We start from the raw sequence: 26,517 nt of genomic DNA on the forward strand, positions 1-26,517 counted from the left end.
GGGGCGATACTGGCCGTACTGCTGCCGACGCCTTGAGGGGGAGCCGTTCATGAGCACGGCGAAAGACCTGTTCATCACCGTCATGGACCGGAGGCCCGACGACCCGGTCGGGCAGGGCGACCTCTCACTGGCCCTGGCCGGAGCCGAGCTGATCGACCTGATCGGCGCGGGCGCTGCCGTCGTCGACGGCGAACTCGTCCTGCCGGGCGAGGACCCGAAGCCGTACGACCGCGTCCTGGACGAAGCGGCGGCGGGCCTCGTCCGGGAGGCGCCGCACGAGCGGATCGAGGACTGGCTGTGGCGCCGGGGCCAGGGCCTCGCCGCCGGGTACCAGGCGGCCCTGGAGGAGGACGGCGAGCTGGCGCGGGAGCGCGGCGGCCGGCTGTTCTTCGGCACGAAGCGCGTGACGCCCGCCGACACGCCCGCGCGGCGCTCGGCGGCCGACCGCTGGAACGAGCGGGAACCCGTCCTGCTCGCCCTCGCCTCGGCGCTGGGCGTCGACGCCGCGGAGCCCGACGGCGCGGAGCCCCGGAACGAACCGGACCTCGGGGCGGACGAGGCGACGACGGCCGTGGTGGCGGCCGTCCTCGACGCGCTGATGGAGCTGGAGGCGGTACGCCAGCGGCGCTCCATCGAGAACGCGGCCTTCGCCAACGTCTGGCGCGGCCCCTGAGCCGACGGGCACCACCGGGACCGGCCGCCGGGGCAGGGGGGCGCGCCCAGCAGTCATACGTCGCACATCGCACGCCGCATGTCGCACGCCGCACGGAGAATCGGATGGCCGTACCGGGAACATCCGAGCCCGTCGCCTCGGTTGACCGAGCGATACGTACGTACGCCTTGCTGGAGGACCCTTTTCATGACTGACCGGCCTTTGACGTTCATGGCAGTGCACGCACACCCCGACGACGAGGCCACCAGCACCGGAGGGGTCCTCGCGCGCTACGCGGCCGAAGGCGTCCGCACGGTGCTGGTGACCTGTACCGACGGCGGCTGCGGAGACGGACCCGGTGGTGTCAAGCCCGGAGAGCCGGGGCACGACCCGGCGGCCGTCGCGCGGATGCGCGGTGAGGAGCTGCGGGAGAGCTGCGAGGTCCTGAAGATCAGCGACCTGGAGACGCTCGGCTACGCCGACTCCGGAATGATGGGCTGGCCCAGCAACGACGCCCCCGGTTCCTTCTGGCAGACGCCCGTGGCGGAGGGCGCGGCCCGGCTCGCGGACCTCATGCGCCACTACCGGCCCGACGTCGTCGTCACGTACGACGAGAACGGCTTCTACGGGCACCCCGACCACATCCAGGCCCACCGCATCACCATGGCGGCCCTGGAACTGACCGACCTGACGCCGAAGGTCTACTGGACCACGATCCCCCACTCGGCGATGCGGCGCTTCGGCGAGGCCATGCGCGAGCTGGACCCGGGCATGCCGGAGCCGGACCCCGCCGAGGCCGCCGAGCTGGCCGAACTGGGCCTGCCCGACGAGGAGATCACCACGTGGGTGGACACGGCGGGGTTCAGTGACCAGAAGTTCGACTCGCTGGCCGCGCACGCCAGCCAGGGCGAGAACATCTTCTTCCTGAAGATGGGCAAGGAGAAGTTCGGCGAGCTGATGGGGACGGAGACCTTCGTGCGGGTCAAGGACTCCACCGGCGCGGCCGTGCCCGAGACCGACCTCTTCGCCGGCCTGCGCTGACCCTCCGCCCGGTACCGGCCGCAGGACGCCCGGCACCGGCCGGAGAACACCCGGGGGCCGGCCGGGATCACAGGTGGCGCGGCGGACTGTTGCGGACGACCGACCGCCGCGCCCACAGCGCCCCGGCGAGCAGCACCAGCCCGGCGAGGGCGAACGCCCACCCGTCGACGTCCCCGGCGATCGCCCCGACGGCCCAGGCCCCCGACCACAGGGCGGCGAGCACGCACAGCGCGCTCCAGGCCACCGTCCACATGCGGTGGCGCGAGGCGACGCGCTGCGACGTGCCGCGTTCCATGGGACCGAGGTCCCGCACGGTGTGTTCCTCATGAGTGCTCATGCACCCCCGGATGCCCCGGGCGGGCCGGAGAACTCCCGCCCGGGGCAAGGAAATTCGCGTGCGGGAGTCCCGCCCGGGGCACGGGAGTTCACGTGCGGGACTCCCGCCCGGCGCGCCGGATCAGAAGGTGTACTCCGCCGTCGCCGAGCACTTGCCCGTGCTGCCGCCCGTCTCGACCCCCACGTCCACGCCCTGCCCGTCCGTCGCGGCCGTGACGCTGCCGCCGCCGAAGCCGCAGGACGCGCCGACCTGGCCGCCGCTCTCCATGTCACCGCTGTCCGCGCCGATGCCGAGGCTGGCGCCGGGCGAACCGAAGCCGAAGCCGAGCGTGGGCTTGATCTGGTTGCCGTCCGTCTTGCCGCCGAGGCTGACGCAGACGCCGTAGCAGAGCTCGCCCTTGATCGAGCCGGTGACCAGGCCGGACGGGTCGATCCGGTTCAGCGGGTCGCCCTCCGCGTACAGGTAGGGGTTCTTCTCCTGGCCCGAGGGGTCGGGCTGGGTGAACCGGCCGAGCACCGGGTCGTAGTAGCGGGCCCCGTAGTGGTAGAGCCCCGTCGGGTCCTGGTAGCCGCCCGCGAACCGGTACGGCTGCGGCACGGTCTCGGTGGTGCCGGTCCTGGCGACGCCGCTCGGCGTGTACTGGTAGGTGTTGACCCGCTTGCCCGCCTCGTCGACCAGCCCGATGACCGAACCGAGCACGTCGGTGAGGTAGTAGTAGCTCTTGCCGCCGGTGCGCGCCGAGTTGAGGGTGCCGCCCGGCTCCCGGATGAACTCGGTGTCCTTGACGCCCACCGTCTGGCCCGAGAGGCCCAGCGGACCGTTGTGGAAGACGGTGTCGCCGAACCGGGTGCGCTCGCTGCTGTCGGTGCTCGCGTAGGCGCCGGTGTACGCGGTGGCCCCCACCGTCACGGACGAGAGCTGCCCGAAGTCGGTGTACTTCTCCGCACTGCGCGCGGCCTCGGGCGTCGGCGCGCCCGCCGTCTCGTTGCCCGCCCTGTCGTACGACCAGCCGGTGGTGACGCCGTTCTTCGCGGTGAGCTGGGAGGCGTCGTTGTACGTGTACTGGGTGGCCGCCCGGCAGCCCGGCGCGTCGCCCTGCGAGGTGAGGTTGCCGGCCCCGTCGAAGCAGTACTGCCAGGACGTGCGGGTCCCCGACGACAGGGTTTCCGCGCCGAGGGAGAGGCGTCCGGGGCCGTCGTAGGAGTACGCGGTGCGGGCCTTGGTGAGGTTGTCGGTGCGGGAGCGGATCTTGGTGCCGTCCAGGGTCTCGGTCCCCGCGACGTATCCGTAGGTGTACGAGAGGTCGCTCAGGACGACGCCGGACGGCGCGATCGCCCGGATGTTCTCGGGCCGCCCGGAGTTGTCGAGCCGCTGGCTCTGCACCGTGCCGCCGGGATAGGTGGTCTTGGTGCGTTCGTCGTTGTTGTTGTACTCGTACGTCGTCTTCTTGCCCTGCGGGTCCGTCAGCGAGCTCAGCCGCCCGGCCGCGTCCCAGGCGTAGTCCGTGACGCCGCCCGGGTCGGTGTACGTGTCGACGTCGCCGTCCGCGGTGTAGGCCAGCACGGTCTGCGAACCGTCCTGGAGGGTGCGGATCGTCTCCCGGCTCAGCGCGTCGAACTGGTAGGTCTGCACGCCGGTCGCGTCCGTGCGCGAGGACAGGTTGCCGTCGCCGTCGTAGGCGTACGCGACGGTCGCGTAGCCGGAGGTGTCGACCTTGGTGATCCGGTCCCGCTTGTCGTACGTGTACAGCGTCTTCACGCCGCGCGGGTCGGTGGCCGTCGCGGTGCGGCCCAGCGCGTCGTAGGTGAACTTGGTGACGCCGAGCGGGGCGGGCGGGGTGACGGTCTGGAGGTTGCCGCTCGCGTCGTAGCGGAAGGAGGTCTTCTTGCCGTTGCCGTCACTGGCCGTGCAGCGCTGGCCCTGGAAGCCGCCGCAGGTGGGGGCGGCCTCGTTGTAGGTGTAGGTGACGGTCGCGCCGCCGGTGCCCAGGGTGGCGACCGAGGTGGTGTTGCCCGCGCCGTCGTAGGTGTAGTCGGTCTTCTCGCCGTCCGCGCCGGTGCTGCTCTTCTGCCGCTCGGTGCCGGCGATCGTCTGCCAACTGCCGGTGGCGGTCGCGCCGGTGGGCAGCTTGGCCGAGGCCGGGTTGTTGCGGGTGTCCCAGCCGTAGGTGGTGACGTTGCCGCCCATGCCGCCGCTGCCGGTGCCCATGGCGTCGGTCGCGGTCTGCACCAGGTGGTTCTGGTACGTCGTCGAGCGGGTGTGCCCGAGGCCGTCGAGGACCTTGGTGACCTCGCCGTCGGCGTTGTGGTCGTACGTCGTGGTGTGGCCGAGGGGGTCGGCGACCTTGGTGGTGCCCGCCTCGTACGACTGCGCGGCGCTGTAGGTGTACGTGTACGTCGGGCCGCCGGTGCTGCCCTCGGCGTACCGGCGGATCGAGGTGACCCGGTCCTCGGCGTCGTAGGTGAAGGAGGTGGAACGGTTCTCCGGGGTGGTCACCTTGATCAGGCGGCCGTCCGCGTCGTACCCGAAGCGGGTCGACTCGCCCTCGGTGTCCGTGGTGCGCACGACGTTGCCGTGCGCGGCGTCGAGCTCGTAGCTGACCGTGCGGCCGGTGTGGTCGGTCGCCTGCCAGCGGGTGGCGGTGGAGCGGACCAGGTCGACCCAGCGCCCGGAGCGCGTCTCGGTGACCTTGAAGCCGGTGTCGGAGCCGTCGGCGCTGTGCGCGGCGACGGTGATCTCGCCCTTGTTGCGGTCGGTGGTCTTCGTGAGCCGGCCGCTCGCGTCGTAGGTGTCGACGGTGCCGGACTTGCGGTCGGTGAGGCTGTGGGTGCCGTCGGCGTTGCGCACCAGGTCCTTGGAGTACCCGCTCGGCGTGGTCAGTGAGCCGTCCGCGTTCTTGGTGTACTCCACGGTGGCGCCGGACTCGTCGTAGTGCAGGACCATGCCGCTGAAGCTCAGGTCGAGGTTGCGTTCGTACCCCAGCCACCACGGCGAGGAGACCTGGCCCGAGGGGGCGTCGAAGGAGTTGTACGTACGGGTCAGGCGCAGCGACTGGCCCACGCCGCTGACCTCGAAGTCGGTGGCCGCGAGCATCAGGTTGCCGGTGGAGTAACTGACCCGGCCGACCAGGGAGTCGGTGATGCGGAAGTTGGAGATCCGGTGCCAGGGGACGTCGCCCTGGTCGCGCGGGACGTAGCGCTGGATGCCGCCCGACGGCGGGGCCGACGGTATCGAGCGGGGCGGAACCGTCTTCCCGGTGCGCACGGGAGGCATCGCGGCCCGGCCCCGGTCGCCCCAGTGCGAGGCGTCGGGCGGCGGCGGGGGAGGTGCTGCCAGCGCGGGGCTCACCACGGACGCGCCGAGCGCGAGGGCGAGCGCGGCCGCGGCCAGCACCCCGGAGGGCCGGGACGTGTGGGAGAGGCGGGATCTTCGGGATCTGCGGAAGGCTGACACTTCGTCCCCAAAATGAAAGAACTGTGGCCCTTGTGGTCACAGGCGTCCCTCAAAGTGACATCCGTCGCCGGGTCAACTCGCCGCCGTTCCCCCGGAATTGCTTTCCATGTGGTCAGGAACACGCCAAACGTGAGCAGGTCATGAGCCCGGCACGCCCACCCGGGACGCTCTGACCTGGGTCGCCGCACGACGGCGGCCTTCCGGAGAAAGGCGGGATCGGCTCCCCGGAACGTGTCCCTCCGCCGGGATCGTGAAAGCGGTCACGCAGTCGGCGCGACCGTCCGCCGTTCACAAGCGGAACCCAACCCCCCGTAGTGCCCTCACACCTGGAGCCCGCATGCCCCTGCACCTCCGCGCCCTCGCCGCGGTGCCCGTCACCGTCTCCGCGCTCTTCGCCGCCTCGCTCGCCCTGGCCCCGGCGGCCGCCGCGGAGCCGAACCCGCCCGGCTGCGAGAAGGAGTACTTCTGCGTGTACGCGGGGGAGGGCCAGACCGGGCAGCTCCTGGTCAAGACCAAGGGCAACTGGACCGGAAACGTCGCGGCCCGCTCCGTGTTCAACAACGGCATCGCCTACCCGAACGCCGACCACATCCAGTTGACCTGGACCTACAACGGCGGCACCTACGAGGAGTGCCTGCACTACAACCCGGGCCCCGATCAGCCCTACAAGCTGAACTTCGCCGAGGGCACGGCCGTCACGAAGGCGGTCTGGCGCGGCGAGTGCTGAGCCCGTGCGCGGGGGCGGTCCGGGGACGACCCCGGGACCGCCCCCGCGCACGCGTCACCGGTGACCGGCCGGTCACCGGTTCCTGATCACGAGTTCCCGTCCATGCGTTCCGTCACCGGTTCCTGCGCCGCAGCAGCAGCGTCACCAGGACGATCGCGAACACCACGAAGATGATGACGAACACCGTCGCGCCCGTGCCCGACGTCCACATCCTGGCCAACTCGACAGACGACTGTGCCTCCACGCTGCGCCTCCTCTCCCCGGCACGCGCCGGGGCCGCCGTGCAGTGCGGGTGCCCCGGGCCCGGGACGGTATCCCCGTACGTCCCCGTGCCGCCGTCGGGCCGACGCGGGAGGCCGAATGGAGGCCCCTGCCGCCCATCGCGGTTCACCCGGCGGTGTGCGGGAAGAAGTGCATTCCGCAGGGTGCCCGCCGGCCGGGCGCGCGGAAGCGGTATGGGAGGACTTGTGCACGATCTCGGTTTCTTCTACCTGGTGGAACGGCTCGCGGTCCAGACACAGGACGGCCGCGCTCGGCCGACGGGCCGCACGGGCGTGGCCCGGGGGCTGCGCAACGGCTGGGTGCCACTGGCCCTCGCCGGAGCGGTGGCGGCGGCCACGGGCGTCGCGGCGGCACGCGCCCGGCGCACCTGAAGGGCCCGCACGGCGCCGGCCGCGCTCCGCGCGGGCGGCCGGGGTGACACGTGTGGTCAGTGTTCGTCGGTCGCCCGTGCCGCGTTCCTGCGGCGGTGCACCACGAAACCGGCCGCCAGGAGCAGCAGGGCGGCGACCAGGCCCACGGCGAGGGCCGTGTTCTCGCTGAACAGCTTCCCCAGCACCTTCAGCGCGCCGACGCCCACCGTCGCGTACACCAGCGCCCAGGCCGCTCCGCCGAGGAACAGCGCCGGCAGGTAACGGGGCAGCGGCATCCGCATGGTGCCCGCCAGGAAATTGGCGGCAGTCTGGAAGCCGACGGTCAGGAACGAGACCGCGACCACGGGCGCGCCCCACCGCTGGATCGCCCGCTCGACCCGCTGGAACCTGGGCGCGGCCATCCGCTCGGCGAACCTGCTGCGCTGCGCCCCGGCGTGGGCGAGCCGCCCGACGGCGTACGTCCCGCCGGCCCGCAGCAGGACGATCACATAGAGCCCGGCCGCCGTGAGCATGACCTCACCCATGACGAGCCGCCCTCGGGGGCGCGTGCTGCATAGAGAGGCCTTCCTACGACCAGGAACCACCGCCGGCTGACCCTGCAAGGTTAAACGAACGCTTGTGCCCTGAGGGCCGGGGGCCCGGCGGCGGCGGAGGGGCCTGCCGGTCCGCTTCGGCCCCGGACCGCGGCCGGCGCCAACCTCCCTGCGGGCAGGCCCGGTTGGCGGCTCTCCGGCGCGCGGAACGGTGCGCGCCGCAGGGGTGGTTCGCCAGTTCGGCGGAGGAGTTCCAGGTGGGCGGTGCTGACCGGGCGGGCGACACTGGCCGCATGACCGACGACGTGCCCGAGGACCCGGAGCTGGACCGGCGGCTGGAGCGCGCCGTCCTGGACCTCCTCGACAGCCGGGACGCCGCGGCGACGATCTGCCCCTCGGACGCCGCCCGGGCGGCCTTCGACGGCGAGGGCGACGGCTGGCGCGCCCTCATGGAACCCGTGCGCCGCGCCGCCCGGCGGCTGGTCGCGGCGGGCGAGGTGGAGATCACGCAGGGAGGCCGCCGGGTCGACCCGGACACGGCCCGCGGCCCGATCCGCGTCCGCCGCCTGCGCTGAGCGCGCGCGGCGGCCGGTCCGCGCGGTCAAGGCGGCGGCCCCGGAGTACCGCCATCGTGTGCCATCCACTGACCCGTTCGTGTCCCGGGGCCCGGTGACGACCGGCGGACGCCCATCCTGCTGGAGTCGACGCACGACCCTCGGGAGGCCTTCCATGACCGCTGACGCGATCGGACTCAAGTACGACCGCATGTTCGACATGCTCGATGTGGATCTCAACGGAGTGCTGGAGGAGCAGGACTTCGTCACGCTCGCCCGGTCCATCGCCCGCGCCACGGGCGTGGGCGACTCCTCGCCCAAGGGGATGACGCTGGTGCTGGAGCGGCAGCGCTGCTGGGCCCTGCTGCTGGAGCACGCCGACGCCGACGGAGACGGGCGGATCAGCCGGGAGGAGTTCCACCGGGCCATGTCGGGCGCGTTCGGCGACCCCTCGCTGCTGGAGCGCAACCTGCGGGACGGGCTGCACGCCGAGTTCGCCGCGATCGACGCCGACGACGACGGGGTCGCCACGGTGGAGCAGATGTCGGCGTTCCTCACCGCCTGGGGTCTGGAGCACGAGGTGGCGTGGGCCCCGGCGACCGGCCTCGACCAGAACGGCGACGGCTGGATCACCCGGGACGAGTACGTGGCGGGCTGGAGCGACTTCCTGCTGGACGAGGACGCCCAGGCCCCGGGCAGCACCCTGCTCGGCGCGGTCGCCTGACCCACCGCGCACCATGCGGCCCCGCCCCCGCGCCGGTCCCGCCCCCGCGTCGGGGCCGGCGGCTCGGCCGGGTCCCCGGGGGGGCGGGCATCCGCCATAGGGCTCGTTCGTCCCCCGAATGGCGCTGCCCCGGCCTCCACGAGGGGCGGGCCGGACCGTTCGTTGATAGGCACGGAGCGGAGAAGTGCCGTATCGACGGAAGGTCTGATCGTGCTTTCATCCCAGATCGTGGCCGCTGCCACGTTCCCGTCCCCCGGGGACCTGGCGCTCGCGGTGGACTTCCAGCAGGGCGTCTCCGACGCCTGGTCCAAGGTCGCCCAGTTCGTGCCGAAGCTGGCCGGATTCCTGGTGATCATGCTGGTGGGCTGGTTCGTCTCGAAGATGATCGCCAGGGTGCTCGACCGGGTCCTGCGCAAGGTCGGCTTCGAGCGGCTCAGCGAACGGGCCGGCTCCGCCAAGATCTTCGACAACTCGAAGTACGACGCGACCTCCCTGGTCAGCAAGGTCGTCTACTACGCGCTGCTGCTGGTCACCCTCCAGCTCGCGTTCGGCGTGTTCGGCCCCAACCCGGTCAGCGGCATGATCGACGGCATCGTCGCCTGGCTGCCGAGGGCGCTGATCGGCCTGGTGCTGGTGGTCGTGTCCATGGCCATCGCCAACGCCGTGCGGGGCATCGTCTCCGGCGTGCTGTCGGCCGCCTCGTACGGGCCGATGGTGGCCCGTGTCGTCTGGGCGGTCATCGTCGCCCTCGGCGTGATCGCGGCCCTCGGCCAGGTCGGCATCGCCACGACCGTCACCCAGCCGGTGCTGATCGCCGCGCTGGCGGCCGTCGCGGGCATCCTGATCGTCGGTGTCGGCGGGGCGCTGATCCAGCCGATGCGCGACCGCATCGAGGGCTGGATGGACACCGCGGAGGCCGAGACCGGCCGGGTCCGGGCCGCCAAGGGCTCCGACAGCGCACGCGAGGGCGCCTACCAGTCGGGCCGCGAGGACGCGCTGCGTCACCAGCCCGTCGTCAACCCGGAGCGCGTCGACCCCATGTGACGTGCGCCCCGGACGCCCGGCCCCGCTCGGGGCCGGGCGTCCGGGCACGTCAGGGGGTGCCGCGGCGCGGAGCGACGAGGCGGTGACGCCGGACGAGGTACGTCAGGGCGGTCAGCCGGCACACCGCGTAGTCGTACGCCACCGGCTCCCGCCAGTCGATCTCGGTCAGCGCGTCGACGAAGCCGAGCGCGTAGTCGGCGAGCGCCTCGCGGTCCGGGGCGGCGGGCTCCAGGCCCGCCGAACGCGCCCCGAGCCGGTCGCGGATCTCGGCGGCGTGCTGGTCGACCGCGGCGGCGAAACCGGGCTCGAAGGAGAATTCGGCGAACCGCGCCTCGTAACCGGCGCACACCGTGGTCAGAACACAGGACATAACCCCGCGAGCGTACAGGACCCCCCGCGCGGCCCCGGCCCCGGCCCGGGCCGCCGGGCTCCTCCTCCGGCCGAAACCCCCCGGCCTTCAGGCGCGGTCGGACGAGGGCCACACGTACGGCAGGTCGTCCGGCACGTCCGGAAAGAGGCCCCGGTAGAGCTCCGGGGCCTTGCGCACGAGCGCGGACCGGTGGCTGCGGTGGAACGCCTCGTCGCCGAGCCAGGGCGGCAGCTCCCCGGCCGCCGCGAGTTCCCGCTGCTCCCTCGGCGGGCCGCCGGGCCGCCACGCCAGGTAGTCCCGGACGAGGGTGGCGGCGCAGGTGTCGGCGCGGTCCCCGGCGGTCCACACCGCGCAGACGTCCAGGCCGTACCGGACCAGCGCCTCCTCGTACCCCGCCCACATCCGCACGGCCGGGTGCCGCCGCCACCCGTAGCCGGGCACGGTGAGACCGCGGAACACCTGGAGGGTCTCGACCCGCTGCTTGCCGAGCCGCCGTGCGTCCAGGACGGCCGCCGTGTCCGAGAAGCCGGGATGCGTGAGAAATGTCTGCATCCCGGATCCCTACCCGCTCCGGCGGTTTCCGGACCGCGGGCCGGTCAGGTGCGGAAGGGGCCGGTCACCTCGTAGGTGATGCCCCCGGAGGAGCTGCCGCTCGTACCGCGCTGGCTGGAGAAGTACAGCCGCGAGCCGTCCGGGGAGAACGCCGGGCCCGTGATCTCCGAGCCGGACTGGCCGGTCAGGCGCAGGAACGGGGCCACCACGTTCTCCCGGGTGATCACGCAGATGTCCATCGAGCCGCCGTCCTCCGCGACGAACAGGTCGCCCGAGGCGGTGCCGGTGATGTTGTCGACGCCCGTCAGCGGGGCGCTCCCGCCGGTGACCAGGGAGTCGTCGTAGGCCAGGGCGAGGGTGGAGGCGGCGGCGTCGTAGCGCCAGACCCGGTTGTCGCCCTTGGTGGTGAAGTAGCAGACGCCGTCCGCGTAGTAGCAGCCCTCGCCGCCGTCGAAGCGCTTCGCGCCGGAGACCTGGCTGCGGGTGGACTTGGACGCGCCGGACGGGTCGGGGACCTTGGCCCAGGTGACCGGACCGCTGGTGCCGGAGCCCATCTTCAGCACCTCCAGCCGGCCCGAGGCCAGGTTGCCCCAGGTGGAGGGGATGAAGCGGTAGAAGCAGCCGTCGGAGACGTCCTCGGTGAGGTAGATGACCTTGCGGTCGGGGTCGGCGGCGGCCGCCTCGTGCTTGAACCGGCCCATCGCGTCCCGCCGCACCGCGCTCTTCACACCCCACGGGTCGGTCTCGTACACGTACCCCCGGTCCACCTCCTCGCAGGACAGCCAGGTGTTCCACGGGGTCTTGCCGCCCGCGCAGTTCTGCCGGGTGGAGGAGAGGATGCGGTACGCGCCGGTGATCGCGCCGGTCGACGAGAAGCGGATCGCGCCCGCGCCGCCGGACGGTTCGACCTCCGAGTTGGAGACGTAGATCCAGCCGGTGCCGTCGGCGTAACAGGCGCCGCCGTCGGGGGCCGGGTGCCAGGTGTACGACGTACCGGCGACCTTCTGTCCGGTGCGGGCGACCACGCGGCTGCGGAACCCGGCGGGGAGCCGGACGCCGTTCGCGTCGGCGCTGCCGAGCGCCCCGTAGGGGCCCGCGCCCGGCTGCGCCGGGTCGGCGTGGGCGGCGCCCAGCCAGAGGGAACCGCTGAAGGCGGTCGCGGACGAACCGATGACGGCGGCACGCAGGAAGGTACGTCGTTCCATGGGCGATCACTCCAGGTTCCGGGGCCGGTTGACAGCCCAGAACCTAGGGTTCCGGGATTGCCTGCACGGCAACGCGTCCTGAACGGCCGGGAAAGAGAGCGCGCGGACCGGGACCGCCGTCAGCGGGCGCGGCGGCTCGAGAGGGCCATGCGGTTCCAGGTGTGACGGCGGCCCCGGACGGCGACCGAGTACGCGTACATGACCTCGGGGTCGCACATGCCGGGGAGGTAGGAGTCCCCGAAGTGGTGCGCGTCGAACCCGGCCTCCTTGGCGTTCAGGGCCAGTTGCGGCACCACGTCGGCGTGGCTGCCCTCCTGGCTGGTGCCGATGGCGCCCATCACGACCGCCCCGGCGTCCTGCACCGCGGCCACGGCCTCGGCGGCGAGCTCCCGGGTCACGCCGGGCAGGGTCCCGGGCAGCGGCATGACGACCCCGTCGGCGCCCGCGTCCACCAGGGCGGTGAGCCGCGCGGTGGTGACCCGCTCCGGGTGCCCGGCGTGGTGCATCTTGCCCGACCAGAGGGCCGCGTCGTCGCCCAGGCCGGTACGCAGTTCCTCGGTGACCCGGGCCATCGCGTCGAAGGACCCGCCGGTGCCGGGGTTCGCGGTGATGCAGAGCATGGCCGCGCCCATGTCGACGAGCCGCTTGGCGTACTCGGGCCTGGCCCGCCGGATCTCCGGCACGTCGCCCGGCTCCAGGTTGACGCCGATCGGGCGGCCCACGACCCGGGCCAGCTCGGTGAAGGTGCTGAAGGTGCCGAGTCCGGGCAGCGTCAGCCGCTCTCCGTCCCAGGCGCGCTCGATGAGGTTCAGCACGACGACGTCCGCGCCGAAGGCGGCCACCAGCTCGGCGTTGTGCACGCCCCGGCCGTCGGGGTGCGGGGAGAGCGCGGCGCGCTCCGCGAAGACCTCGGCGACCATGGTCCGCCCCTCGGCGGCAGCCACCGCCCGGGTCAGGGCCCGCCCGCGCAGGGCGGCGAGCTGGTCGCGGTCGAGATCGAGGATGCGGGGTTCCGGGGCATTCGTCATGGTTCCACCGTAAGAGCGCGGATGCTGCCGGGTGCCGGACCTTTCGGAGGTGAACGGGGGGACTTCCGGCCCGAGGAGGGGGGAGGAGACCGGTCGTGGACGGCTGCGGGCTCGCGCGGGCGGACCGGCTACAGTGCGCGCGACGGCAGCCAGGCCGTTCCGGGCCGTTCAGGGAGGGAACCGGTGACCGAAACCAGCGCATCCCGATCCGACGACACCGCAGCGGCCGGTGCCACGCCCGCCGGTGCCGCGTCGGCCGGCAACACGTCCCCGGTACCGCGTCGGCCGAGCACGCGTCCCCCGGCACCGCGTCGGCCGACGCATCGCACGCCGCAGGCCCCGGCGGACTGCAGCGTCTGATGCGGTACCTGCCCCTCATCGCGCCCGTGCTCCTGTGGGCCGTGCCCTGCTGGCTGCTGCTGTACGCGGGCCAGCACTGGCCGTTCCCCGTCACGCTGACCGGCACCGCCCTGTGCGCCGCCGGCCTGGTCGGCATGCCGGTCGCGATGGTGCGCGGTCACGGCAAGCGGCAGCGGGACCGGGCGGCGATCGTCGGGGACACCCTGCTGGGCGCCGTCTGGGTCCTGTTCACCTGGTCGGTGCTGCTCGGCGTCCTGCTGCGGCTCGCCCTGACCGTGACCGGCGTCGGCGACGGCCAGGACCGGGCCAGGACCGTCACCTGGGCGACCCTCGGCGCGGCCGCCGTACTGCTCTGCTGGGGCTGCGCGGAGGCCCGCCGGGTCCCCCGGGTGCGCCGTCTCGACGTACGGCTCCCGCGCCTGGGCGCCGGTCTGGACGGCACGCGCGTCGTCCTGATCACCGACACCCACTACGGCCCGCTCGACCGCGCCCGGTGGTCCGCACGCGTCTGCGAGACGGTCAACTCCCTGGAGGCCGACCTCGTCTGCCACACCGGGGACATCGCCGACGGCACCGCCGAACGCCGCCGCGCCCAGGCCGCCCCGCTCGGCACCGTGCGGGCCTCCCGGGCCCGGGTCTACGTCACCGGCAACCACGAGTACTACAGCGAGGCCCAGGGCTGGGTCGACCTGATGGACGAACTGGGCTGGGAGCCGCTGCGCAACCGCCACCTGCTGATGGAACGCGGCGGCGACACCCTCGTCGTCGCCGGCGTGGACGACGTCACCGCCGAATCCTCCGGCCTCGCCGGTCACCGCGCGCACCTCGCCGGGGCGCTCGACGGCGCCGACCCCGGGCACCCCGTCCTGCTCCTGGCCCACCAGCCCAAGTTCGTCGACCGGGCGGCGGCGGGCGGCGTCGACCTCCAGCTCTCCGGACACACCCACGGCGGCCAGATCTGGCCCTTCCACCACCTGGTCCGCCTCGACCAGCCCGCCCTCGCGGGCCTCACTCGCCACGGCGACCGCACCCTGCTCTACACCAGCCGCGGCACCGGCTTCTGGGGACCGCCCTTCCGGATCTTCGCCCCCAGCGAGATCACCCTGCTGGTCCTGCGCTCCCCGGGAGCCGCCGTCCCCACCGCCGAGGCCCCGGCCGGGTGATCCACGGTCCGGGCCCGGCCACCGGAGTCGACGACGGCCGGTGCGGGGGCCCCGGAATCTCCGGTTGCCGCCGGGACGGGAGTGGGCGAGCTTGTGAAGGGTACTGGGAGCCGAAGACGAACATCATCCGGCCCTCAGCAGGCATCCCCGACGCGCAGGAGGAAGCATGACCCACCACGACCAGGACCCCAACCAGACAGAAGGTCCCGCGGACGGCGGAGCCGCCGGCACCCCGGGTGTGCATGACGGCGGTGCGGACGGTGGGGCCGAGGGTCCCGCGGACGGTGGCGCCGCCGGTACTCCGGGTGTGCATGACGGTGGCGCGGACGGTGGGGCCGAGGGTCCCGCGGACGGCGGTGCCGCCGGTACTCCGGGCGTGCACGACGGCGGTGCGGACGGTGGGGCCGAGGGTCCCGCGGACGGCGGTGCCGCCGGTACTCCGGGCGTGCACGACGGCGGCGCGGACGGTGGGGCCGAGGGTCCCGCGGACGGCGGTGCCGCCGGTACTCCGGGTGTCCATGACGGTGGCGCGGACGGTGGGGCCGAGGGTCCCGCGGACGGCGGTGCCGCCGGTACTCCGGGCGTGCACGACGGCGGAGCAGACGGCGGGGCACGTTGAGCATCGGTTCCCCCGACCTCCAGGACACCGCGGCCGACCACGGCCGCGGTGTCCTGGAGTCGCGTCTGATCAGCCTCGACCCGGCCGACTTCGCCCGCGACGTCTGGGCCCGCACCCCCCTCCTCACCCGCCGGGCGAGCGACTTCTCCGACCTCTTCTCCACCGCCGCCGTGGACGACCTCATCGCCCGGCGCGGCCTGCGGACCCCGTTCCTGCGGGTCGCCAAGAACGGAACCACCCTCCCCGACTCCGCCTTCACCGCCCCCGGCGGAGTCGGCGCCACCGTCGGCGACCAACTGGACGACACGGCCCTGTGGCGCGCGTTCGCCGACGGAGCCACCCTGGTCCTGCAAGCGCTCCAGCGCACCTGGCAGCCGCTCACCGACTTCACCGCCCGCCTCGGCACCGAACTGGGCCACCCGGTGCAGGCGAACGCCTACGTCACCCCGCCCCAGAACCGCGGCTTCGACGCCCACTACGACGTGCACGACGTGTTCGTGCTCCAGATCGCCGGCACCAAGCGCTGGGTCATCCACGAGCCCGTCCACCCCGACCCGCTCCGCGACCAGCCCTGGACCGGCCACCGGGCCGCCGTCGCCGAAGCCGCCCGGGGCGAGCCGGCCATCGACACCCTGCTGGAACCCGGCGACGTCCTCTACCTGCCCCGGGGCTGGCTGCACGCCGCCGAGGCACAGGGCGAGGTCTCCGTCCACCTCACGCTCGGCGTGCACAACTGGACCCGCCACGCGCTGGCCGAACAACTCGTCTCCTCCGCCCTGGAACTGCTGCGCGACGACCCCGCGATGCGGACCTCGCTGCCGCTGGGCGTGGACGCGCCCGACGACGAACTCGCCTTCGTACGGGAGCGGCTCGCCGCCGCCCTCGCCGCGAGCGATCCCGCCCCCCGGTTCCACCGCGCCCGCAGAAGCCAGGGGCGTCCGGAGCCGATGGGCCCGCTGTCCCAGCTCGCGGCCACCGAACAGCTCGCCGCCGACACCCCGGTCCGCCTGCGCGGAGCGCTCGCCGCACGGCTGGAGGGGCGGCGCCTGAACACCCGGGCCGGCTGGCTGGACTTCTCCGAGCCCGAGCTGCCGCACGTACGGCGACTGCTCGACGGCGGGGAGCACACCCCGGACGAACTCGGCCGGGAACTGGTCGTACGACTGCTGCGCGCGGGCGTCGTGGTGCCCGCGACGGGCTGACGCGGGCACCCGCGCGATGACGACGCCGCCACCGCCCCGCTTCTCCTGCGCGGACGCCGCCCGCCGACGCGGCGACGCGCTGGCGGGCACCGCGCCGTACGGCTCGATCTGGGTCCTCGTCGAGTACCACGGCGGCTGGCCCGCCAACGGCTTCGACGGCCTCGCCCTGGAACCCGCGACCAAGGCCCGCGTCTACGCCGCCGCCCAGTCCCTGCGCGCCCGCATCCTGCTGATCCGGCGCCACGGCCGCCGCCGGCCCGACGCGCCGCGCCGGTGGGCGGTCCTGCACGGGGAGCCCGACGGCGCCCACCGCCAGCGATGGGGCACCTGGCAACGCGACGAGGACCTCGCCGCGATCGCCGACGCCCTCGTCGCACCGGGCGAAACCGGCCACCCGCCCGTCCTGCTCGTGTGCACCCACGGCGTGCATGACACCTGCTGCGCGGTGCGCGGCCGCCCGGTGGGCCGGGCCCTCAGCGAGCGCTGGCCCGAGCTGGTGTGGGAGTGCACGCACGTCGGCGGCGACCGGTTCGCCGCCAACGTCCTCGTCGCCCCCGACGGCGTGTACTACGGCAATCTCGACGCCGGTACGGCCCCCACCACCGTGGAGGAACACCTCGCCGACCGCATCCACCCCGCCCACCTGCGCGGGTACACCGACCTCCCGCCGGCGCAACAGGCCGCCCTCTCGGCAGTGCTGCACCGGGCCGGTCCCGCGGGCCGCCACGCGTACACGGTGCAACGCGCCACGCGCGACGGCGACCGGTGGTCCCTGCGCATCGCGGGCCGCGCGCCGGGCCTGTCGGCGTACGACGTGGACGTACGGTCCCAGCGCACCCCGGCGCTCCGGCTCACCTGCAACGGGCGGGCCCCCAGTTCGGCCCTCACCTACGAGATCACCCGCCTGCGCCCGGTGTGACCCCCCGACGGCGCTTGCGGAACGCGGCGAGCGCCCCCAGCGCGCAGCCGACGGCCAGCACGACGAGCCCCCTGAACCAGACCTCGCCCTCGATCTGCGTCGCGAGCAGCACGCACGACAGCGCGCCGAGCACCGGCACGGCGGTCGGCGCCCGGAAGTGGTCGTGGTCGACCCGGTCGCGCCGCAGCACCAGGAGCGAGGTGTTGACGAGGAAGAAGACGACCAGCAGGAGCAGGACCAGGGTGGAGGCGAGCGTGTCCACCTGGCCCGTCAGCGCCAGCAGCAGCGACAGGGCCGTCGTCGCGCCGATCGCCGCCCACGGCGTGCGCCGCCGGGGCAGCACCCTGGTCAGGAATCCGGGCAGGAGCCCGTCCTGCGCCATGCCGTACGCCAGCCGCGACGACATGATGCCGGTGAGCAGCGCCCCGTTCGCGACGGCCACCAGGGCGACGACGCTGAACAGCTCGGTGGGAACCGCGCCCGCGGCCCGGACGACTTCGAGCAGCGGCCCGCTGGACCGCACCAGCTTCTCGGTCGGCACGGCGGCGGCGGCCGCGGCGCCGACCAGCGCGTACACCGCGCCCGCGGTGAGCAGCGCCCCGAAGAGCGCCCGGGGAAACGAACGCCGGGGATTCAGGGTCTCCTCGGCCACGTTGACGGAGGTCTCGAACCCGACGAAGGAGTAGTACGCGAGCACCGCACCGCTCAGCAGGGCCGCCACGGGGCCCTTGTCGGCGGTGCCCAACTGGGTCAGCCGCCCCAGGTCGCCGTCACCGCGCAGCACGATCCAGGCGCCGAGACCGATCACCAGCAGCAGCCCGCCCACCTCGATGACCGTGGCCACCACGTTGGCCCGGGTCGACTCGCTGATGCCGCGCGCGTTCAGCAGCGCGAGGGCGACCAGGAACACCACCAGGACCAGCACCAGGGGGAGGGTGACGAACTCCGCCAGGTAGTCCCCGCCGAACCCCCGGGCCAGCGCGGCCACCGACACGATTCCGGCGGCCAGCATGCAGAACCCGGCGACGAACCCGAGGAAGGGCCCGTACGCCAGCGTCGCGTAGTGCGACGAACCACCCGCACGCGGGTACTTGGTGGCCAGCTCCGCGTAGGAGGCCGCGGTCAGCAGCGCCAGGCACAGCGCCGCGACCAGCGGCGCCCACACCGCGCCCCCGCTGTCGGCGGCGACCTGCCCGACCAGCACGTACACGCCCGCGCCCAGGACGTCGCCGAGGATGAAGAAATAGAGCAGCGGCGTGGTCAGCGCCTTCTTGAGTGCCGCCGGGGACTCGGAGGTCCCGGGCCGGTCGGATGAGGAAGTCACGCACGGCCGTATACCCGCTGAGCTGCGGTTGTCCCGGTGCGGCGGGAAAGTGATCGGCCACCTGGCCGCCGCCCCCGGGTGTCGGCCTCCGGGGCGTCCGGCCGCGCCCCCCGGGCAGCCACCGGCCCGCCCCGCGCACTCCGGATGTCCGCCGGTCCCGACCCACGCCTCTGACACACACCTCTGACACATGCCTGTGCCGTACGCCTGTGCCGCACACCGAGGGGGAGGGGCCGTCAGCAGCCCGTGAGCCGCCGCCGGTAGACCGACCGCAGCAACTGGTCCTTGGCGGGGCCGGTGACCCGCCACTCCAGCCGCCACTCGTCCGCCGAGCGGACCGTGAACGTGCCCTCGTACCGGTCCGCGGCGCACGGGTGCACGGTGTGCCAGCGGCCCTCGCGCAGGTCGAGGTCGTGGAAGGGCCTGCCGTCGGCGAACTCCACCTCCGCCGTCCCGTCGCCGCGCGGGCGGAGCCGCAGCGTACGGCCGGCCGGGAACGTCCTGCCGTCCCAGTCGAGCCGGCCCTCCTCCACGTGCGCGAGCGTCCCCGCCCCGTCGGCGGCGCGGAAGTCGGCCGTCCCGGAGAACCGCCCCTCCGTGCCGCCCGTCAGGTCGCGGACGACGCGCTCGACGCTCCAGCGGCCGACGAGGTAGGCAGCCGCGTCGGCCACCGGATACCGGCGGCCCGCAGAGGACTGGGACGTACGCTCACGGGGCATCCGCCCATTGTCCCGCGCCGGCGGGGTGTGGACGCGGGCGGTGCGGTCGGCGACCGTGGCGAGGGCATGTCCCGGAGCGAACACCGGGACCGAGGAACACCAGGAGGTACGTCGTGCCCATGGACGAGGACGGACCCGGCCGCGCCTGGTGGAGCCGGGCGGTGGTCTACCAGATCTACCCGCGCAGTTTCGCCGACTCGGACGGGGACGGCGTCGGCGACCTGCGCGGCATCACCGAGCGCCTCGACCACCTGTCCCTGCTCGGAGTCGACGTCCTGTGGCTCTCCCCGGTCTACCCGTCCCCGCAGGACGACAACGGCTACGACATCAGCGACTACCAGGACATCGACCCGCTTTTCGGCACCCTCGCCGACTTCGACCGGCTCCTGGCCGCCGTCCACGAGCGCGGCATGAAGCTCGTCATGGACCTGGTGGTCAACCACACCTCCGACGAGCACCCCTGGTTCACCGCCTCCCGCGACGGGGGCCGGGAGGGAGACAGACGCGACTGGTACGTCTGGCGTCCGGCCCGCGACGGGAAGGAGCCCGGCGCCCCGGGTGCGGAGCCCAACAACTGGGGCTCCTTCTTCACGGGCCCGGCCTGGACGTACGACGAGAAGAGCGGCGAGTACTACCTGCACCTGTTCTCCCGCAAGCAGCCGGACCTCAACTGGGACAACCCCGAGGTCCGGCAGGCGGTGTACGCCATGATGCGCTGGTGGCTGGAGCGGGGCGTCGACGGCTTCCGCATGGACGTCGTCAACCTGATCTCCAAGGCCCCCGGGCTGCCGGACGGCGTCGTCCCCGAGGGCGCCCGGTACGGGGACGGCAGCCCGTACTACGTCTGCGGCCCGCACGTCCACACGTACCTGGCGGAGATGCACCGCGAGGTCTTCGCGGACCACCCGCGCGGGCTGCTGACCGTCGGCGAGATGCCCGGCGTCACGGTCGAGGAGGCCCGGCTGTTCACCGACCCCGCCCGCCGCGAGCTCGACATGGTCTTCCAGTTCGAGCACGTGGGCCTCGACCAGGGCCCCGGCGGCAAGTTCGACGTCCGCCCGCTGGAGCTGACCGACCTCAAGGCGAGCCTCGCACGCTGGCAGACCGGCCTGGGCGACACCGGCTGGAACAGCCTGTACTGGAACAACCACGACCAGCCCCGCGCCGTCTCCCGCTTCGGCGACGACAGCCCCGCCCACCGCGAGCGCTCGGCGAAGCTGCTGGCCACCGTGCTCCACCTGCACCGCGGCACGCCGTACGTCTACCAGGGCGAGGAACTGGGCATGGCCAACGCCCCCTTCGCCTCCCTCGACGACTTCCGCGACATCGAATCGCTCAACCACCACCGCGAGCAGTCCGCGCTCGGCGTCGACGAGGAGCGCATCCTCTCCGGGCTGAGGCACCGCGGGCGGGACAACGCCCGTACGCCCATGCAGTGGGACGGCACGCGCCACGCCGGATTCACCACCGGCACCCCGTGGATCGCGGTGAACCCCGACCACGCGCACGTCAACGCGGAGGCCCAACGCGCGGACCCGGACTCGGTGTTCCACCACTACCGGCGGCTCATCGCCCTGCGGCACACCGAACCCGTCCTCACCCACGGCGACTTCCGGCTGCTCCACCCGGACCACGAGCAGCTCTACGCCTTCACCCGCCGCGACGCCGCCTCCGGCACCGAGCTGCTGGTCCTGGCGAACTTCGGGGCGACCGACCTCACCGTCGACCTGCCCGAGGGCTGGGAGCAGAGCCCGACCCTCCTCACTAACGTCCCCGGGGACGCACTCCGGGGCGCCCCGGACGTGCTGGGCCCCTGGGAGGCCCGGGTGCACCGCCGGACCATCTGATTTCCGGCTGATTCCGGCGGCGGAGTCCCCCCGGGGCAGTGGCCGGGGCGCGCGTCACCCGCCCGCTGCCCCGGGGGAGGCCCGCCGGGTCACGCCTCGTCCGCCGCGGCGGGGTCCCCCGGCCCCGGTGCGACGGCCGCCGGTTCGGGCACGGCGGGGACGAGCTGTTCGCGGAGGTAGGCCCAGACCACCGCCAGCAGGGCGGCGGCGGGCACCGCGAGCAGGCTGCCGACCACTCCGGCCAGGTTGCCGCCCAGCACCACCACCATCAGCACCACGCCCGCGTGCAGCCCCAGGCCCCGGCTCTGGATCATCGGCTGGAAGACGTTGCCCTCCAGCTGCTGGACCACCACGATGATCACCAGAACGATCAGGGCGTCCGTGAAGCCGTTGGACACCCAGGCGATCAGCACCGAGACGAAGCCCGCGAACAGGGCGCCGACGATCGGCACGAACGCGGAGACGAACGTCAGCACGGCCAGCGGCAGCACCAGCGGAACGCCCAGCACCCACAGGCCGACGCCGATGAAGACGGCGTCCAGCGCGCCCACCAGGGCCTGGGACCGCACGAACGTGCCCAGCGTGCGCCAGCACCGCTTCGCCACGACCGGGACGTCGACGGCGGCCCGGCCCGGAAGCTGACGGCCCAGCCAGGGCAGGAAACGCGGGCCGTCCTTGAGGAAGAAGAACATCAGGAACAGGGCGAGGACCGCGGTGACGAGACCGTTGACCACGGTGCTGACACCGGTGCCGAAGGCGGTGAGCACACTGCCCGCGCTGTCCTGGACGCGCTTGACCGCCTCGTCCAGGGCACGGGTGATCTGGTCGTCGCCGATGTTCAGCGGCGGCCCCGCGGCCCATTCGCGCACCTGCTGGATGCCCGCGACCACGCTGTCGCTGAGCTGGCCCGCCTGGGACGCCACCGGCAGCGCGATCAGCGTCACGACACCGGCGACCACCAGCAGGAAGAGCAGCGTGACCACCCCGGCGGCCGCGGCGGGCCGCCAGCCGTGACGGCGCAGGAAACGTACGGGCGGCCAGGTCAGGGTGGTGAGCAGCAGCGCCACCACGACGGGCCAGAACACCGACCACATCCGGCCCACGAGCCACAGCGCCGCCGCGACGGTCACCAGTACCAGCAGCAGATCGAGAGATATACGGGCCACCCGGCGGAGGGCGGCGGCAGATTTGGCGGAACTCAGCATGCCGGACATCCTGTCAGCTCCCGCGGGCCGGTCAGGGCGCGAGGACGTCCAGCTCCTCCAGGGCGCCGACGGTGATCCGGCGGGTCAGCTCCTCGGCCCGTGCCGCGTCCCGCTCCCGTACCGCTTCGGCGACCTTGACGTGCAGGGTGACCGCCGCCGGGTCGGGGTCCTCGAACATCACGCGGTGGTGGGTGCGGCCGGTGAGCACCTCCGCGACCACGTCGCCGAGGCGGGCGAACATCTCGTTCCCCGAGGCCTTCAGGATCGTCCGGTGGAACTCGATGTCGTACAGGAGGTAACCCTCCAGCCGCCCGCCCCGGGAGTTGGCGACCATTCCGATGGCGCACTCGGTGAGGGCCGCGCACTGCTCGGCGGTGGCCTGCGAGGCGGCGAGGCCGGCGGCCACGGGCTCCACCGCCGAGCGCAGCACGGTGAGGGAGCGCAGTTGGCGGGGCCGGTCGGCGCCGGCCAGCCGCCAGCGGATCACCTGCGGATCGAAGACGTTCCACTCCTCGGTGGGCAGCACGGTGACGCCGACGCGGCGCCGCGACTCCACGAGGTGCATGGACTCCAGGACCCGGACCGCTTCGCGCATCACGGAGCGCGACACCTCGAACTCCTGGGCGAGCTCGTCCGTCCGCAGAACGCTTCCCGGGGGGTACGCGCCTCCGGTGATGGCGGGCCCGAGGGTCTCCAGAACGCGGGCGTGCAGCCATCGGGCCTGTGCAGTCATGGCACCAGACTACGAGGCGCCCTCCGGCAGATTAAGTATGACTTTTAAGTCACAGGCTCTTGAATTTGTCTGACCGGATGGGTTTCAGTGGCGTGACGCACGACCGGCCGCCGTGCGAAATGTCGAAGAAGACAGCGAGGCAGCGCATGCATACTCCCCACGTCGTCGTCATGGGCGTGGCAGGAACCGGCAAGACCACGATCGGCCCCCTGCTCGCGGCACAGCTCGGCGTTCCCTACGCCGAGGGAGACGACTTCCATCCCCCGGCGAACATCGCCACCATGTCGGCCGGCATCCCGCTGACCGACGACGACCGGTGGCCGTGGCTGGACGCCATCGGCGCCTGGATCCGCGGCAGGGCGGGCCGCGGAGGCGTGGTCAGCAGCTCGGCGCTGAAGCGCAGTTACCGCGACCGGCTGCGGTCCGCGGCCGGGGAGGACCTCGTCTTCGTCCACCTCACCGGCTCCCGCGAACTCATCGCGGACCGGATGGCGCAGCGCCGGGGGCACTTCATGCCTACCGCGCTGCTCGACTCGCAGTTCGCCACGCTCCAGCCGCTGGGCCCCGACGAGACGGGCGTCGAGGTCGACGTCGTGGGCAGCCCCGCGGAGATCGCCGAGCGGGCCGCCGCAGCCCTGCGCGCCCGGGCGGACACGGGCAGCACGCCGCTGCGTGTTCCGTAACCCCCCTCCACCCCTGTCCTGGGCTTTCCTGAACCCCTCCCCCCGAACCACCTCTCCTGCAAGGAAGAAACCGTGACCAGTCTCAGCGTCGAGACGCTGGCAGCGGGTGCCGCAGAGCCGATCACCTCGGCGGGCCACGCGCAGCTCGGAATCGCCGTTCTCGCGGGCATCGCCGTCATCGTCCTGCTCATCACGAAGTTCAAGGTGCACGCGTTCCTCGCGCTGACCATCGGATCGCTCGCCCTGGGGGCCTTCGCGGGCGCCCCGCTCGACAAGGTCATCACCAGCTTCACCAACGGGCTCGGCTCGACGGTCGCGGGCGTCGGCGTACTCATCGCGCTCGGCGCGATCCTCGGCAAGCTCCTCGCCGACTCCGGCGGCGCGGACAAGATCGTCGACACCATCCTCGCCCGGGCGGGCGGGCGTTCCATGCCCTGGGCGATGGTGCTGATCGCCAGCGTCATCGGGCTGCCGCTGTTCTTCGAGGTCGGCATCGTGCTGCTGATCCCGGTCGTCCTGATGGTCGCCAAGCGCGGCAACTACTCGCTGATGCGCATCGGCATCCCCGCGCTCGCCGGGCTCTCGGTGATGCACGGCCTGATCCCGCCGCACCCCGGCCCGCTCGTCGCCATCGACGCGGTCGGCGCCAACCTGGGCGTCACGCTCGCCCTCGGCGTGCTCGTCGCGATCCCGACCGTGATCATCGCCGGTCCGCTGTTCTCCAAGGTCGCCGCCCGCTGGGTGGACATCCCGGCCCCCGAGAAGATGATCCCGCGCCGCCCGTCCGAAGAGGGCGACGGGACCGGCGGCGAGCCGGGAGCGGCCGCCGTCCGGGTCCCCAGCTTCGGCGCGACCATCGCCACCGTGCTGCTGCCGGTCTTCCTGATGCTGGCCAAGGCACTCGTCGACATCGTCGTGGACGACCCCGAGCACACGGTCCAGCGCGTCTTCGACGTGATCGGATCGCCGCTGATCGCCCTGCTCGCCGCCGTGCTCGTCGCCATGTTCACGCTGGGCCGGGCCGCCGGGTTCACCCGGGGGAGGATCACCGCGACCGTCGAGAAGTCCCTCGCCCCGATCGCCGGCATCCTGCTGATCGTCGGCGCGGGCGGCGGCTTCAAACAGACCCTCATCGACTCCGGCGTCGGTCAGATGGTCCTGCAGATCTCCCAGGACTGGGCGATCCCCGCGCTGCTGCTCGCCTGGCTGATCGCCGTCGTCATCCGTCTGGCCACCGGTTCGGCCACCGTCGCGACGGTCTCCGCCGCCGGTCTGGTCGCGCCGCTGGCGGCCGACATGACCACCGCGCACGCCGCCCTGCTGGTTCTCGCGATCGGTGCGGGCTCGCTCTTCTTCAGCCATGTCAACGACGCGGGCTTCTGGCTGGTCAAGGAGTACTTCGGCATGAACGTCGGCCAGACCGTCAAGACCTGGTCGGTCATGGAGACCATCATCTCCGTCGTCGCCGGCGCGCTGGTGCTCCTGCTGTCACTGGTCCTCTAGCCGGGCGCCGCCCGTTTCGGGACCGCCCGGCAGGGCCATACGGGAGAGGAGTTCGGCATCTCCCCCGGGAAGCCCTGTTTTTTCGGGCACTGCCGGGGGATGATCCATCCCGGGCCTGCGCAGTGCGGGCTCTGCAACACGTGAGAGGCATTGAGCATGGCAACTGGAACCGTGAAGTGGTTCAACGCGGAAAAGGGCTTCGGCTTCATCGAGCAGGACGGCGGGGGCCCCGACGTCTTCGCCCACTACTCCAACATCAACGCCTCCGGTTTCCGTGAGCTCCAGGAGGGCCAGAAGGTCACCTTCGACGTGACCCAGGGGCAGAAGGGCCCGCAGGCGGAGAACATCACCCCCGCCTGACCCTCCCGACCGGCTCCCCCGCGACCGTCCGCTCGCCGGGGGAGCGGGTGCGGACGCGATCCGCACGGACGTGAGCACGGACGTGCCCGGACCGGCCTCGGCCGGTCCGGGCACGTCCGCGTGTCAGCAGCCGCTGGTGCGCCGGCCGCAGGACGTGATCAGCGCGGCGGCGTGCTCCTCGCCACGGGCGTCCTCGGTGCGGACGCCCTCGGGCAGCACCTCCAGGGCCTCGACGTCGTACACGACCGTTCCGTACGCGAAGAACCGCACGCCCTGACGCCCCGGTACACGGCCGCGCCGCGGGCGCGCACCCACCGGGACGCCCTCGAAGCACCTGGCCGCCGTCTCGGCGGTGCTCAGCGAGGAGCCGGCCCGTTGCGGTGAGGAGGCGTTCACCGTCCGGCCCGGCGGCGGACGCCCGGCGCACCGCCTCAAGGACGCCGTCGAACGCGACCTGGCGATGCCGGCCCGTGGCGCCGTGAGAGCGGGGCGCCGCCCGCGGGCGGCGCCGGCCGGCCCCGGGAAACGGCCTTGACCTCAACCGCGGTTGAGGCAGCAGACTCCGGTGCATGAACTCCACGACAGCACCCACCGACGCATCCGTACGGGCCGCCGACCTCAAGGCCATCGAGCAGGTCGTCGCCACGATCGAGCACTCCCAGGTCCATGAGCTCCCGGACGAGTTCCTGAGCCTCTTCCGCTCCGACGCCATCTGGACGACCGCCCACGGCAAGCTGCTCACCGGCCTGGACGAGATCGCGGCGTTCACCCGCCGGGCGCTGCCCGGCTCGATGGCGAACGGATCGGTCCGCTACGAACTGGTCGACGTCCTGTTCATCCGCCCCGACGTCGCGGCGGTGAAGGCGCGCGGCCAGTACCTGACGCTGGACGGCGAGCCGACCGGCAACCCGACCTCGCCGCTCTACGTGATGGCCAAGGAGGACGGCCGCTGGCTGCTGACGGCCAACCAGAACACCGAGCAGCTTCCCGGGTAGGCCGGTCCGCGC

The 26,517-nt window shown here is 73.0% G+C and carries 28 protein-coding genes; 15 read left to right on the forward strand and 13 right to left on the reverse strand.

Features of this window, described 5'->3' with window-relative positions; all coding sequences use genetic code 11:
• Nucleotides 1-49 precede the first annotated feature (49 nt).
• Complete coding sequence (locus tag ACIP93_RS18115; RefSeq protein WP_401760038.1) at nucleotides 50-673, forward strand: GPP34 family phosphoprotein; 624 nt, start codon at nucleotides 50-52, stop codon at nucleotides 671-673.
• 186 nt (nucleotides 674-859) lie between these two features.
• The gene (locus ACIP93_RS18120; protein ID WP_401760041.1) at nucleotides 860-1,693 is read left to right on the forward strand and encodes a PIG-L family deacetylase; all 834 of its coding nucleotides are present in this window, start codon (nucleotides 860-862) and stop codon (nucleotides 1,691-1,693) included.
• A 67-nt stretch (nucleotides 1,694-1,760) separates the two neighbouring features.
• On the opposite strand, the gene ACIP93_RS18125 is transcribed toward ACIP93_RS18120, so the two are convergent.
• Together ACIP93_RS18125 and ACIP93_RS18130 are read right to left on the reverse strand one after the other, a co-directional pair.
• Entirely contained in the window at nucleotides 1,761-2,030 is a 270-nt protein-coding gene (locus tag ACIP93_RS18125) for a hypothetical protein (protein ID WP_345219568.1), read from the reverse strand.
• Nucleotides 2,031-2,150: 120 nt separating this feature from the next.
• Nucleotides 2,151-5,483 (reverse strand): RHS repeat-associated core domain-containing protein, encoded by a 3,333-nt coding sequence (locus ACIP93_RS18130; RefSeq protein WP_345219569.1) that lies wholly within the window; start codon nucleotides 5,481-5,483, stop codon nucleotides 2,151-2,153.
• A 337-nt stretch (nucleotides 5,484-5,820) separates the two neighbouring features.
• Between ACIP93_RS18130 and ACIP93_RS18135 the strand changes: the two genes are divergently transcribed.
• Nucleotides 5,821-6,210 carry a peptidase inhibitor family I36 protein gene (locus tag ACIP93_RS18135; RefSeq protein WP_345219570.1) on the forward strand — a complete coding sequence of 130 codons (390 nt, stop codon included), beginning with the start codon at nucleotides 5,821-5,823 and terminating at the stop codon, nucleotides 6,208-6,210.
• Between the two features lie 112 nt (nucleotides 6,211-6,322).
• On the opposite strand, the gene ACIP93_RS18140 is transcribed toward ACIP93_RS18135, so the two are convergent.
• Complete coding sequence (locus tag ACIP93_RS18140) at nucleotides 6,323-6,454, reverse strand: hypothetical protein (protein ID WP_345219571.1); 132 nt, start codon at nucleotides 6,452-6,454, stop codon at nucleotides 6,323-6,325.
• A gap of 211 nt (nucleotides 6,455-6,665) precedes the next feature.
• Between ACIP93_RS18140 and ACIP93_RS18145 the strand changes: the two genes are divergently transcribed.
• The gene (locus ACIP93_RS18145; RefSeq protein ID WP_345219572.1) at nucleotides 6,666-6,863 is read left to right on the forward strand and encodes a hypothetical protein; all 198 of its coding nucleotides are present in this window, start codon (nucleotides 6,666-6,668) and stop codon (nucleotides 6,861-6,863) included.
• 56 nt (nucleotides 6,864-6,919) lie between these two features.
• On the opposite strand, the gene ACIP93_RS18150 is transcribed toward ACIP93_RS18145, so the two are convergent.
• Nucleotides 6,920-7,387 carry a DedA family protein gene (locus ACIP93_RS18150; RefSeq protein WP_401760047.1) on the reverse strand — a complete coding sequence of 156 codons (468 nt, stop codon included), beginning with the start codon at nucleotides 7,385-7,387 and terminating at the stop codon, nucleotides 6,920-6,922.
• 302 nt (nucleotides 7,388-7,689) lie between these two features.
• Here ACIP93_RS18150 and ACIP93_RS18155 point away from each other — a divergent pair, with 302 nt between their 5' ends.
• The 3 genes from ACIP93_RS18155 to ACIP93_RS18165 all read left to right on the forward strand — a co-directional run bounded on the left by ACIP93_RS18155 (nucleotide 7,690) and on the right by ACIP93_RS18165 (nucleotide 9,718).
• Nucleotides 7,690-7,971 carry a DUF3253 domain-containing protein gene (locus tag ACIP93_RS18155; RefSeq protein WP_401760050.1) on the forward strand — a complete coding sequence of 94 codons (282 nt, stop codon included), beginning with the start codon at nucleotides 7,690-7,692 and terminating at the stop codon, nucleotides 7,969-7,971.
• Between the two features lie 154 nt (nucleotides 7,972-8,125).
• Nucleotides 8,126-8,674 (forward strand): EF-hand domain-containing protein, encoded by a 549-nt coding sequence (locus tag ACIP93_RS18160; RefSeq protein ID WP_401760053.1) that lies wholly within the window; start codon nucleotides 8,126-8,128, stop codon nucleotides 8,672-8,674.
• 210 nt (nucleotides 8,675-8,884) lie between these two features.
• Nucleotides 8,885-9,718 (forward strand): mechanosensitive ion channel family protein, encoded by an 834-nt coding sequence (locus tag ACIP93_RS18165; protein WP_345219576.1) that lies wholly within the window; start codon nucleotides 8,885-8,887, stop codon nucleotides 9,716-9,718.
• Between the two features lie 49 nt (nucleotides 9,719-9,767).
• Here ACIP93_RS18165 and ACIP93_RS18170 read toward each other — a convergent pair whose 3' ends face one another.
• The 4 genes from ACIP93_RS18170 to ACIP93_RS18185 all read right to left on the reverse strand — a co-directional run bounded on the left by ACIP93_RS18170 (nucleotide 9,768) and on the right by ACIP93_RS18185 (nucleotide 12,873).
• A complete protein-coding gene (locus tag ACIP93_RS18170) occupies nucleotides 9,768-10,088 on the reverse strand; it encodes a DUF6401 family natural product biosynthesis protein (RefSeq protein WP_401760057.1) in 321 nt (106 codons plus the stop codon).
• An 87-nt stretch (nucleotides 10,089-10,175) separates the two neighbouring features.
• Complete coding sequence (locus ACIP93_RS18175) at nucleotides 10,176-10,640, reverse strand: MSMEG_6728 family protein (protein WP_401760060.1); 465 nt, start codon at nucleotides 10,638-10,640, stop codon at nucleotides 10,176-10,178.
• Between the two features lie 44 nt (nucleotides 10,641-10,684).
• Nucleotides 10,685-11,845, reverse strand: a complete 1,161-nt coding sequence (locus tag ACIP93_RS18180; RefSeq protein ID WP_345219579.1) for an alkaline phosphatase PhoX — start codon at nucleotides 11,843-11,845, stop codon at nucleotides 10,685-10,687.
• A 119-nt stretch (nucleotides 11,846-11,964) separates the two neighbouring features.
• Nucleotides 11,965-12,873 (reverse strand): hypothetical protein, encoded by a 909-nt coding sequence (locus tag ACIP93_RS18185; protein WP_401760063.1) that lies wholly within the window; start codon nucleotides 12,871-12,873, stop codon nucleotides 11,965-11,967.
• Between the two features lie 347 nt (nucleotides 12,874-13,220).
• Between ACIP93_RS18185 and ACIP93_RS18190 the strand changes: the two genes are divergently transcribed.
• The 3 genes from ACIP93_RS18190 (at nucleotide 13,221) to ACIP93_RS18200 (ending at nucleotide 17,136) form a co-directional block, all read left to right on the forward strand.
• Nucleotides 13,221-14,396 carry a metallophosphoesterase gene (locus ACIP93_RS18190; RefSeq protein ID WP_401760609.1) on the forward strand — a complete coding sequence of 392 codons (1,176 nt, stop codon included), beginning with the start codon at nucleotides 13,221-13,223 and terminating at the stop codon, nucleotides 14,394-14,396.
• A 621-nt stretch (nucleotides 14,397-15,017) separates the two neighbouring features.
• Nucleotides 15,018-16,217, forward strand: a complete 1,200-nt coding sequence (locus ACIP93_RS18195) for a cupin domain-containing protein (protein ID WP_401760611.1) — start codon at nucleotides 15,018-15,020, stop codon at nucleotides 16,215-16,217.
• A 16-nt stretch (nucleotides 16,218-16,233) separates the two neighbouring features.
• A complete protein-coding gene (locus ACIP93_RS18200) occupies nucleotides 16,234-17,136 on the forward strand; it encodes a sucrase ferredoxin (RefSeq protein ID WP_401760066.1) in 903 nt (300 codons plus the stop codon).
• On the opposite strand, the gene ACIP93_RS18205 is transcribed toward ACIP93_RS18200, so the two are convergent.
• Complete coding sequence (locus ACIP93_RS18205) at nucleotides 17,114-18,460, reverse strand: APC family permease (protein ID WP_401760069.1); 1,347 nt, start codon at nucleotides 18,458-18,460, stop codon at nucleotides 17,114-17,116. The genes ACIP93_RS18200 and ACIP93_RS18205 overlap by 23 nt on opposite strands.
• A 236-nt stretch (nucleotides 18,461-18,696) precedes the next feature.
• Nucleotides 18,697-19,179 (reverse strand): DUF6314 family protein, encoded by a 483-nt coding sequence (locus ACIP93_RS18210; protein WP_401760071.1) that lies wholly within the window; start codon nucleotides 19,177-19,179, stop codon nucleotides 18,697-18,699.
• Between the two features lie 119 nt (nucleotides 19,180-19,298).
• On the opposite strand from ACIP93_RS18210, the gene ACIP93_RS18215 reads away from it, so the two are divergent.
• Nucleotides 19,299-21,026, forward strand: coding sequence for an alpha-glucosidase (locus tag ACIP93_RS18215; RefSeq protein ID WP_401760612.1), 1,728 nt, complete (start codon nucleotides 19,299-19,301; stop codon nucleotides 21,024-21,026).
• An 89-nt stretch (nucleotides 21,027-21,115) separates the two neighbouring features.
• Here ACIP93_RS18215 and ACIP93_RS18220 read toward each other — a convergent pair whose 3' ends face one another.
• A complete protein-coding gene (locus tag ACIP93_RS18220; protein ID WP_345219583.1) occupies nucleotides 21,116-22,240 on the reverse strand; it encodes an AI-2E family transporter in 1,125 nt (374 codons plus the stop codon).
• Between the two features lie 22 nt (nucleotides 22,241-22,262).
• Nucleotides 22,263-22,964 (reverse strand): FadR/GntR family transcriptional regulator, encoded by a 702-nt coding sequence (locus ACIP93_RS18225; RefSeq protein ID WP_345219584.1) that lies wholly within the window; start codon nucleotides 22,962-22,964, stop codon nucleotides 22,263-22,265.
• 146 nt (nucleotides 22,965-23,110) lie between these two features.
• Here ACIP93_RS18225 and ACIP93_RS18230 point away from each other — a divergent pair, with 146 nt between their 5' ends.
• The 3 genes from ACIP93_RS18230 to ACIP93_RS18240 all read left to right on the forward strand — a co-directional run bounded on the left by ACIP93_RS18230 (nucleotide 23,111) and on the right by ACIP93_RS18240 (nucleotide 25,510).
• Entirely contained in the window at nucleotides 23,111-23,647 is a 537-nt protein-coding gene (locus ACIP93_RS18230) for a gluconokinase (RefSeq protein ID WP_401760075.1), read from the forward strand.
• A gap of 72 nt (nucleotides 23,648-23,719) precedes the next feature.
• Nucleotides 23,720-25,150, forward strand: coding sequence for a gluconate:H+ symporter (locus ACIP93_RS18235; RefSeq protein ID WP_401760078.1), 1,431 nt, complete (start codon nucleotides 23,720-23,722; stop codon nucleotides 25,148-25,150).
• 156 nt (nucleotides 25,151-25,306) lie between these two features.
• Nucleotides 25,307-25,510 (forward strand): cold-shock protein, encoded by a 204-nt coding sequence (locus tag ACIP93_RS18240; RefSeq protein WP_345219587.1) that lies wholly within the window; start codon nucleotides 25,307-25,309, stop codon nucleotides 25,508-25,510.
• Between the two features lie 123 nt (nucleotides 25,511-25,633).
• Here ACIP93_RS18240 and ACIP93_RS18245 read toward each other — a convergent pair whose 3' ends face one another.
• Complete coding sequence (locus ACIP93_RS18245) at nucleotides 25,634-25,906, reverse strand: hypothetical protein (RefSeq protein WP_401760081.1); 273 nt, start codon at nucleotides 25,904-25,906, stop codon at nucleotides 25,634-25,636.
• 173 nt (nucleotides 25,907-26,079) lie between these two features.
• Here ACIP93_RS18245 and ACIP93_RS18250 point away from each other — a divergent pair, with 173 nt between their 5' ends.
• Nucleotides 26,080-26,505, forward strand: coding sequence for an SgcJ/EcaC family oxidoreductase (locus ACIP93_RS18250; protein WP_401760084.1), 426 nt, complete (start codon nucleotides 26,080-26,082; stop codon nucleotides 26,503-26,505).
• Nucleotides 26,506-26,517: the final 12 nt, after the last annotated feature.

Origin of the sequence: Streptomyces sp. NPDC088745 (assembly GCF_044751045.1) — a bacterium.
Taxonomy (GTDB): Bacteria; Actinomycetota; Actinomycetes; order Streptomycetales; family Streptomycetaceae; genus Streptomyces; species Streptomyces cremeus.